5 protein-coding genes are annotated in these 8945 nt (G+C 74.0%); all 5 read right to left on the reverse strand.

What is annotated here, in order from left to right; all coding sequences use genetic code 11:
- On the reverse strand, nt 1-2646 hold a 2646-nt coding region (locus FA014_RS15725; RefSeq protein WP_230323241.1), incomplete at its 3' end, for a glycosyl hydrolase 53 family protein.
- A 137-nt stretch (nt 2647-2783) separates the two neighbouring features.
- Nucleotides 2784-3692, reverse strand: coding sequence for a sugar ABC transporter permease (locus tag FA014_RS15730; RefSeq protein ID WP_154730595.1), 909 nt, complete (start codon nt 3690-3692; stop codon nt 2784-2786).
- Between the two features lies 1 nt (nt 3693).
- A complete protein-coding gene (locus FA014_RS15735) occupies nt 3694-5337 on the reverse strand; it encodes an ABC transporter permease subunit (RefSeq protein ID WP_154730596.1) in 1644 nt (547 codons plus the stop codon).
- A 75-nt stretch (nt 5338-5412) separates the two neighbouring features.
- Nucleotides 5413-6657: a sugar ABC transporter substrate-binding protein gene (locus FA014_RS15740; protein WP_154730597.1), complete on the reverse strand. Its 1245-nt coding sequence runs from the start codon at nt 6655-6657 to the stop codon at nt 5413-5415.
- Nucleotides 6658-6819: 162 nt separating this feature from the next.
- Entirely contained in the window at nt 6820-8835 is a 2016-nt protein-coding gene (locus tag FA014_RS15745; protein ID WP_154730598.1) for a beta-galactosidase, read from the reverse strand.
- Between the last annotated feature and the right edge of the window lie 110 nt (nt 8836-8945).

Below are 8945 nucleotides of genomic sequence, written 5' to 3' on the forward strand. Positions count from 1 at the left end.
GGTCACCAGCAGCGCGCCGGCGCCGACGAGCGCCAGGGCCGTCGCCAGCGCGAGCCCCGCCCCGGCGGCGCCGGTGGCGGCGAGCCCGCCGGACGCGGCGTCCGCGCCGTCCGCGGCGAGGACCGTGATCGGCAGCGCGAGCAGCACCGCCCCCGCGGCGTCCCGCACCTGCAGGTGGTGCAGGCCCGGCGCGAGGTCGGCGGGGATCGTGACGGTGACGGTCGCGCCGCCGTCCACCAGCCCGACGGTGGCGAGCCGCTGGTACACGGACGCGACGCCGACCTCCACCTGCTCGCCGGGCAGGCCGGTGAGCGTGAGCGTCACCGTGCCGCCGGCCCGGACGGTGGTCGCGGACACGCTGCCGGCCGGGGCGTCCGCCGCGGGCGGCGGCGTCGGCCCCGGGGTGGGCGGCGTGGTCGGGCCCGGGGGCGTCGTGCCGGGGAGCGCGACCAACCCGTCCAGCGCGGCGGTCAGCGCCGCCACCGCGCCGTCGACGGTCGCCTGCCCGGGGGCCGCGGCCCGGAGCACGAAGGCCGCCCGGCCCGCCGCCGCGTCGAGGGCGGCGACCGAGTCGACCGTGTACCGCGCGCGGTCGACCCCGGCCGCGCGCTCCGCGAGGCCGCGCAGCACGGCGGTGTCGGCGGCGGTGGTGCCGGGCACCGCGACCAGCTCGAACGCGTCGAGCGACCCCCACGCCCCGCCGGACAGCGTGAGCGAGGCGGAGACCACGACGACGCCGTCGGCGGCGACGGTCAGCACGTCCGTCTGCGGGTGCTGCCAGTTCGCGAACCCGTCCAGCCGGAAGTCCGCGGTGACCGAGGAGATGCCGGAGCTGGCGGAGATCTGCATCGTGTCCGCCGGACCGGCGTCGCCGCCCTGGGCGCGCGCCGACAGGCGGTACTGCCCGGCCGGCACGCCGGTGACCGTCTGCTCGATCGTGAACGCGTACGGGGCGGCGGCCCAGAAGTGGGTGGACCGCTCGCCGGCGTACGGGTCGTTCGTCGAGCTGATCGTGTAGCCGGTGCCGGTGCCGGTCCACGGCGCCGCGCCGTCCTCGAACCCGCCGTTGACGACGAGGTTCTCGCCCTGCCCGGCGTCGGCCAGCACCGTCACCGTCGCGGTGGCGGCGTGCCCGCCCGCCGTCGTGCCGGCGACGGTGTACGTGCCGGGGTCGAGCAGCCAGGACGGGTCGTCCCGCCAGGTGACCGCCTCGTCCTCGGTGGTGCCGTCGGTGTAGGAGACGCGCAGCGTGCCGGGCAGCGGCACGGCGTCGCCGGCGACGACGGTCAGGCGCGGCTGCTCGACGGCGTCCACCTGGCGCGGGGCGACCGACCCGGTGCGCGCGTACTCGTAGACCCGCAGCGACTCCAGCGGGGTGCCGTCGAACGCGAACAGCGCCTGGTTGTCCCACGAGGAGCCGCCGTACTCGTCGGCCCACTCGCCGCCGAGGGCCCCCGTCGGGTCGTAGAACTCCTGGGAGTGGGTGGTGGCCCACCCGGACCCGTCCCGCTCCCACAGGTCCCAGTTCGCGTCCACCTGCTCGGGCGGGCCGACGGGCAGCCACGCGGGCTCCCAGTAGAAGGTGCCGATGCCGCGCCCGCCGGAGACGTCCGCGACCGCCTGCATCACGTCGCGGATCGCCAGGGCCTGGCCCTGCACCGAGGCGGAGTAGGCGGTCGGCGCGGTGCGGATGACGTTCGGGTACCCGTCGCCGTCCTCGAGGGTGTACGCCCACGACGTCTCCGCGACCGCGACCTCCTTGTCGTAGGTCGTCGCGACCTGGTCGAGCACCGCGGTGAGGTTGGCGAGGCTGCCGTGCCAGAACGCGTAGTACGAGCTGAGGAAGACGTCGTAGTCGACCCCGCGGTCGTGCAGGGCCTTCGCGGCCGCCGCGTACTGCCCGGCGCGCTCGGGGTTGGTGAAGTGCACCGCGACCTTCACGTCGGGTCCGAGGGTCCCGCGGACCGCCTCGGAGCCGGCCTGGAACAGCCGGGCCGTGCTGTCCCAGCCCTGGACGCCGGCGATCTCGCCGCCGGTCGTCTCGTTGCCGATCTGCACCATCCCGACGTCGACCCCGGCGTCGGCCATGGCCCGCAGCGTGTCCGCCGTGTAGCTCTTCAGCGCCGCGACCCGCTGGTCGAGGTCGAGCCCGGCCCACGCCCGGGGCGACCTCTGCTGGCCGGGGTGCGCCCAGAAGTCGGAGTAGTGGAAGTCGACGAGCACGCGCATGCCGGCCGCGGTCGCCCGGCGCCCGATCTCGACGGCGCGCGCGGCGTCCACGTTCCCCCCGCCGTAGCCGAGGGCGGGGTCCGCGCTGGTGTACGGCTCGTTCCACACCCGGATGCGGGCGTAGTTGACGCCGGCGTCCGCGAGGACCTCGAACACGTCCGCCGGCCGACCCGCCCCGTCGCGGAACACCACGCCGGACTCCTCGAGCGACAGGACGCTGGAGAAGTCGGCGCCGTTGATCCAGTCCTCCCCCATGCCGTCGACGCGCGGCACCGTGATGCCCGCCTCGACCGGCACCGGTTCGTCGGCGCTGGCCACCCCGCCCGCGGCTCCCGTCACGCCCGCCACCCCCGTCATCGTCAGCACCGCGGCCAGCGCCACCGTGCGCGCACCCCGCCGTCGTGGTCCCGTCCTCATCGACCGGTCCTCCCTGGATCGCCGTGGTGCGGGCGCGCCGGAGCGCGCGCCCGCGGGTCCGTCCGTGGTCCCCCTGCCGCCGGGCGTCCGTGCCCGGCGGGGCCGCGCGCCCCGGGACGGTCCCGGGGCCGCGGCGATCAGCCCTTGACCGAGCCCGCCGACAGCCCGCCGACGATGTACCGCTGCAGCGAGAGGAACAGCGCCAGCACCGGGATCGAGCCGACGACCGCGCCCGCCGCGAACAGGCCCCAGCGCGAGGTGAGCTGGTTGGACACCCACTGGTACATGCCGACCGCCAGCGTCCAGTTCTCCTCGCTCGTCAGGACGATGCGCGCCAGGATGAAGTCGCCGAACGCGGAGATGAACGCCAGCAGCGCCACCACCGCGAGGATCGGCGTGACCAGCGGCATGATCAGCCGCCAGTAGATCTGGGCGTGCGTGGCGCCGTCGATGCGCGCCGCCTCGTCGATCTCGCGCGGCACGGAGTTGAAGAAGCCGTACATCAGGAACGTGTTGGCCCCGAGCGCGCCGCCCAGGTAGACGCAGATCAGCGCGACCCGGGAGTTCACGCCGAGCGCCGGGATCACGTTCCCGAGCGAGATGAGCAGCAGGAACACGGCCACGAACGCGACGGTCTGCGGGAACATCTGGATGATCAGCAGCGACGTGAGCGACGCGCGCCGCCCCTGGAACCGGAACCGGGAGAACGCGTACGCCGCGGCCGCGCCCATCAGCACGGCGCCGAACGCCGCGACGCCGCCGATCAGCAGGGTGTTGCCCACCCAGGTCCAGTACAGCGTGTCGCCCAGGGCCAGGAAGTTGTCCAGGCCGATCCGGCGGAACAGCGTGCTCGACCCGGCGAGCGAACCGGCGGGGTCGAGCGCCGCGGACAGCGCGTACACCAGCGGGAACACCGCGTAGAACACGATGACGAGGCCGACGGGGTACTTCCAGCCGGTCTCCGCCCACCACCGGGCGCGACGGACGCGGGTCGGGCGGCCGGGGGCGGGTGCGGCGGTCCGCTGCGCGGGGTTCGCGAGAGCCATCTCAGATCTCCTCGAGCTTGCGGGTCCGGCGGAACGCCAGGCCGGAGACGACGCCGATCACGACGAACACCACGATCGACAGCGCGCTCGCCAGCCCGTAGTCGGCGCGGCCGCCCGACACCCCGGAGATCTGGTAGATCGCGGAGATCAGGATGTCCGTCGACCCCATCGGCGTGCTGACCCCCGGGAAGGCCGGGCCGCCGCCGGTGAGCATGTAGATGATCGTGAAGTTGTTGAAGTTGAAGGCGAACGACGCGATCGCGAGCGGGGCGGTCGACACGAGCAGCATGGGCAGCGTGATCGACCGGAACTGCCGCCAGCGGCCGGCGCCGTCGACCCGGGCCGCCTCCATCACGTCGCCCGGCAGCGCCTGCAGCGCGCCCGTCGTGACCAGGAACCAGTACGGGTAGCTCAGCCAGAGGTTGACCCAGAGGATCGCGGCCTTCGCCAGCCAGGGGTCCGACAGCCAGCCGATGTCGGCGCCGAAGAAGAACCAGTCGTTGATGACGCCGAACTCGGAGTTGAGCATCCCGCGCCACAGCAGGGCGGACATGAACGCCGGGAACGCGTACGGCAGGATGAACAGCGTCCGCAGCACCTTGCGGCCGCGGATCCGCGGGTCGTTGTAGATCAGCGCGAACAGCAGGCCCAGCCCGAAGCTGGTGAGCACGGTGAGGATCGCGAACGCGAACGTCCACACCGCGACCCTGAGCAGCGGCCCGGCGTAGCTCGCGTCGGTGAACGCCCGGACGAAGTTGTCGAACCCGACGTCGACGTACCAGCCGGCCGCCAGCCGCTCGCCGTCCTCGGTGACGAACTGGCCGCGGTCGCTCGGGCTGTAGACGGCGCCGGTCTCCGTGTTGGTGATGGTCTGCGCGTCGGGGTCCCAGACCAGCCGTGAGGTGTACACCGCGGCCGTCGAGCCCTCGCGGGTGCGCAGCGAGCCGTCCTCGGCGTCGTCGGACACCGGGACGCGCAGCGCGACGACCTCGGCCTGCAGGTCGGCGTCCGCGTACAGCTGGGCCCGGGGCACGACCTCCCAGCCGGGCACCGCGACGGGCGTCCCGCGGTCGTCGACCTGCGCACCGCCGACCGCGTCCAGCGGCTCCTCGGCGGTGCCGACCCGGACGGTGCCGTCGTCGTTCACCGCGAACCCGAGCGCGTCGCCGTCGCGGACCACCGCGAGCGGGTACTCCGGCGAGCCCTCGACCTGGCGCTCGTCCTGGATCAGGGCGGCGTCGACGGCCTGCTGCATGCTGCCGAGGTGGCCGGTGCCGTAGTTCGTGAAGGCCACGTAGCCGGTGTAGAGCAGGGTGAACATCTGGAACACGGCCAGGAACACCAGGCCGGGGAACAGGTACTTCAGCGGCAGGGCCCGGCGGGCGAAGTAGATCCAGTCCGCCGCGGCGAGCAGGACGACGAGCGCCGCGAGGACCACCCACGCGCCCGCGCGGTAGGCCGAGAGGATCGCGAGCACACCGCCCGCGTTCACCGCCGCCATCAGCGCGAGCTTCACGACGAAGCCCCAGCCGAGGCCGCGCCAGTCGCGCGCGTGCGACTCGCGGGGCGCGGGGGCGCCCGGCTCGCCGGACCGGTCGGGCGGGATGCCGGGCGGGTGCTCGGCGGTGCTCGTGCCCACGGACATCGTTGCTCCTCGTGCGGGGTGGGGTGGGGTGCCGGTGGCGCGGGCGGGGTGCTCGCCCCGCCCGCGCCGCGCGGGTCAGCCGATCGCCTGCTCCACGCTGGTGACCATCGAGGTCCAGGTGCTGTCCGGGTCCTGGCCGGTGATCAGCGCGATCTGCGCCGCGTTCCAGAAGTCCCAGACGGCGCCCATCTCGGGGATGTTGGGCATCGGCACGCCGTTCTGCGCCGAGGCGAGGAACCCGGCGATGACCGGGTCGTCGCTGACCTGCTCGGCGACCGCGGTGAGCGCCGGGATGCGCGGGTCCGCGTCGTACAGCGCCTGCTGCGCCTCGTCGGTGGCGACGTAGTTGGCGAGGAAGTCGTTCGCGAGCAGCGCGTTCGACGACTGCGCCGACAGGTAGAAGCCCTGCACGCCGACGAACGGCGCCGCGGTGCCGCCCCCGGCGGACGGGATCGGGTTGACCGCGACCTCGACGCCCGCGTCCTGGTACGTGGGGATGGTCCACGGGCCCTGGATGATGAACGGGCTCTGACCGGTCGCGAACAGCTCGTTGCCGATGTCGTAGTCGACGGTGTCGGTGAAGTAGCCGGTGCCGGCCGAGCCGTTGTCGTGGATCCACCGGGCGTAGGCCAGGCCGGCGTCGCTGCCCATGCCGACCTCGGACGTGTACGACCCGTCCTCCTCCTGGACGAACACCGGGGCGCCGAACGAGGTCTGGAACGCGTACGACGTGTACATGTCCCCCTCGGCGCCGTTCGTGTAGAGGATGAACGGCCGGTCGCCGAACCCGGCGTCCGTGGCCATCCGGATCATCTCGTCGAACGTCTGCGGGGCCGTCTCGCCGACCAGCGCGGTGTTCTGGATCAGCGCGACCGACTCCTGCGCGTACGGCAGGGCGTAGAGCTGGCCGTCGTAGGTGAAGGCGTCGAGCGTGACCTGCTCGAAGTCGTCGGCGCGCGAGCCGAGGCTGATCGTGTCGACCACGCCGGACTCGACGAACTCGCCCAGCCAGTCGTGCGCGCCGACGGTGATGTCCGGGCCCTCGCCCGTCGGGACCTGCGCGAGGAAGTCCGCCCGCAGGTCCTCGAAGTTCTTCTGCACGACCGTGACGGTCGCGCCGCTGTCCGCCTCGAAGTCCGCCGCGGCGTTCTTGATCGCCTCGGCGCGCTCGGCGTCCGACCAGATCACGAGCTCGCCGCCCGAGCCCGCCGCGGCGGTGCCGCCGTCGGCCGTCGTGGCGGGGGCGGGGTCGCCGCTGCACGCGGCCAGGAGAGCCACCGTCGCCACTGCGGCGACGCCGGCTGCGAAGTGCCTGCGCATGTGTCGTCCTTTCCGGGAGGGCCGCCGCGTGCGCGTCGATCGCGTCGTCGCGACCCGTGGTGGGTGCGGGGGCGCACGGTGCGTCCCCGCGGATGCCGGCTGCCGCACCGCCCCGTCCGCCGGAGGGACCCGGCGGGGAGGTGCGCAGCCTCGGTCGTGCGGTCAGCGACCACCCCCCTGAGGGCGGGCGGTGCGCAGCACCGCCACCTCCCCCGCACCGACCTCGTACGACTCCCCGGCGTCGGTGCCGGAGAGCAGCTCTGCGCCCGGCACCGCGAGGGTGACCGGCTCGTCGCGGTGGTTCACCGCGACCACGTAGTCGTGGGCGTCGCCGCGCCGGACCACGACCTCGAGGCCCTCGGGAAGCCCCGGGGGCACGACGCCGGCGTCCGCGTAGACCTCGGCGAGCACCGGGGCCAGCGCGTCGACGCCCAGCCGCGTGCTCACGTACCAGCCCGCACCGGCGCCGTGCGCGTGCCGGGTGATGGCCGGCAGGCCGTCGGCGGGCCCGCCGCGGTAGGTGCCGCGGACCTCCGCACCGTCCAGCGCCAGGTGCTCGCTCCACGCGGCGGTCGGCACCGTCGCGCCGCCGAGCTCGACCGCGACCTCGTGCTGCGGGCGGACCGGCAGGAACTCCTCGACCATCAGGCCGAGCGCGGCGCGCAGCGGTGCGCCGAAGCCGCCCTCGTGCACCGCGTCGTGCTCGTCCACGACGCCGGCGAAGCAGGACACCAGCAGCGTGCCGCCCTGGGCCACGTAGTCCGCCAGGTTCTTGCCGGCCGCCTGGGTCACCAGGTACGACGACGGCGCGACCACCAGGCGGTACCCGGACAGGTCGTCCTCGGGGTGCGCGAAGTCGACGGTCACGCCGTCCCGCCACAGCCGCTCGTAGTACGCGCGGACCCGCTCGCGGAACCCGAGCTCGTCCGACGGCCGCCACTCCAGGTCCTGGGCCCAGAGCGACTCCCAGTCGTAGAGGACGGCGACGTCCGCCTGCACCCGCGAGCCCCTGACCTCGGCGAGCCGGCCGAGCTTCGCGCCCAGGTCGACCACCTCGCGGAACACCCGGGACCCGGTGCCGGCGTGCGGCAGCATCGCCGAGTGGAACTTCTCCGCCCCGGAGCGGGAGGCCCGCCACTGGAAGAACAGGATGCCGTCGGCGCCGCGCCCCAGGTGGGTCAGCGCGTTGCGGTGCATCTCCCCGGGGCGCTTGGCGATGTTGTGGCCCTGCCAGTTCACCGCCGACGTCGAGTGCTCCATCAGGATCCACGGCTTGCCGCGCGCCACGGACCGGGTCAGGTCCGCCGACAGCGCCAGGCCGACGTGCGCGTCCTCGTCCGGCGACCAGAGGTAGTGGTCGTCCGACACCACGTCGACCTCGCGCGCCCAGCGCCACAGGTCCGTGTTGTACGACTGGTGCGCCATGAAGTTCGTCGTCACCGGCTGGGCGGCGTGCTCGCGGATCGCGTCCCGCTCCGCGCGGAAGCATGCCCGCAGCGCCTCGTCGGTGAACCGCGCGAAGTCGAGCCGCTGCGCCGGGTTCGGGGTCGAGGCGGTGGCGCCCGGGGCGCCGACGTGCTCCCAGTCGCCGTAGACCTGGCCCCAGAACGCGGTGCCCCACGCGGCGTTCAGCGCGTCGAGCGAGCCGTACCGCTCCCGGAGCCACGCCCGGAACGCCGCCACGGACGCCGGGGAGAAGTCCTCGCCGACCGGCGCGCCGTACTCGTTGTGCACGTGCCACAGCACGACGGCGGGGTGGTCCGCGTACCGGCGGGCGAGCGCGCCCGCGATCCGGGCCGCCGCCGCGCGGTACTCGGGCGAGGACGGCGAGACCATGCCGCGCGAGCCCGGGCCGAGCGCCGTCCCCTCGCGGGTGACGACGCGCGCCTGCGGGTAGGTCGCGTAGAACCAGGCCGGCGGCGCGGCGGTCGGCGTGCCGAGGTCGACCGCGATGCCGTTCGCGTGCAGCAGGTCGAGCACGTCGTCCAGCCAGCCGAAGTCGTACTCGCCCTCGCGCGGCTCCAGCAGCGCCCAGGAGAAGATGCCGACGCTGACGAGGTTCACGCCCGCCTCGCGCATCAGGGCGACGTCCTCGTCCCAGACGTGGCGGGGCCACTGCTCCGGGTTGTAGTCGCCGCCGTAGGAGATCCCCTGCGTCGGCCAGCCGAACTCCGTCATCCCGCTCCTGCTCCCTCACCTCGCTGTGCACGGTCACAGTAGGGTGCACGGCGCGATGAGGCACAGGGCGGCGGCGTCTCTGTTACGCAACTGTGACCATGCACGGTGCA

Origin of the sequence: Cellulomonas hominis (assembly GCF_005239125.1) — a bacterium.
Taxonomy (GTDB): Bacteria; Actinomycetota; Actinomycetes; order Actinomycetales; family Cellulomonadaceae; genus Cellulomonas; species Cellulomonas hominis_A.

Bases quoted from the DNA above. Each gene is read 5' to 3' on its own strand.
- FA014_RS15730 (WP_154730595.1), bottom strand. From the start codon at position 3,692: ATGGCTCTCGCGAACCCCGCGCAGCGGACCGCCGCACCCGCCCCCGGC.
- FA014_RS15735 (WP_154730596.1), bottom strand. From the start codon at position 5,337: ATGTCCGTGGGCACGAGCACCGCCGAGCACCCGCCCGGCATCCCGCCC.
- FA014_RS15740 (WP_154730597.1), bottom strand. From the start codon at position 6,657: ATGCGCAGGCACTTCGCAGCCGGCGTCGCCGCAGTGGCGACGGTGGCT.
- FA014_RS15745 (WP_154730598.1), bottom strand. From the start codon at position 8,835: ATGACGGAGTTCGGCTGGCCGACGCAGGGGATCTCCTACGGCGGCGAC.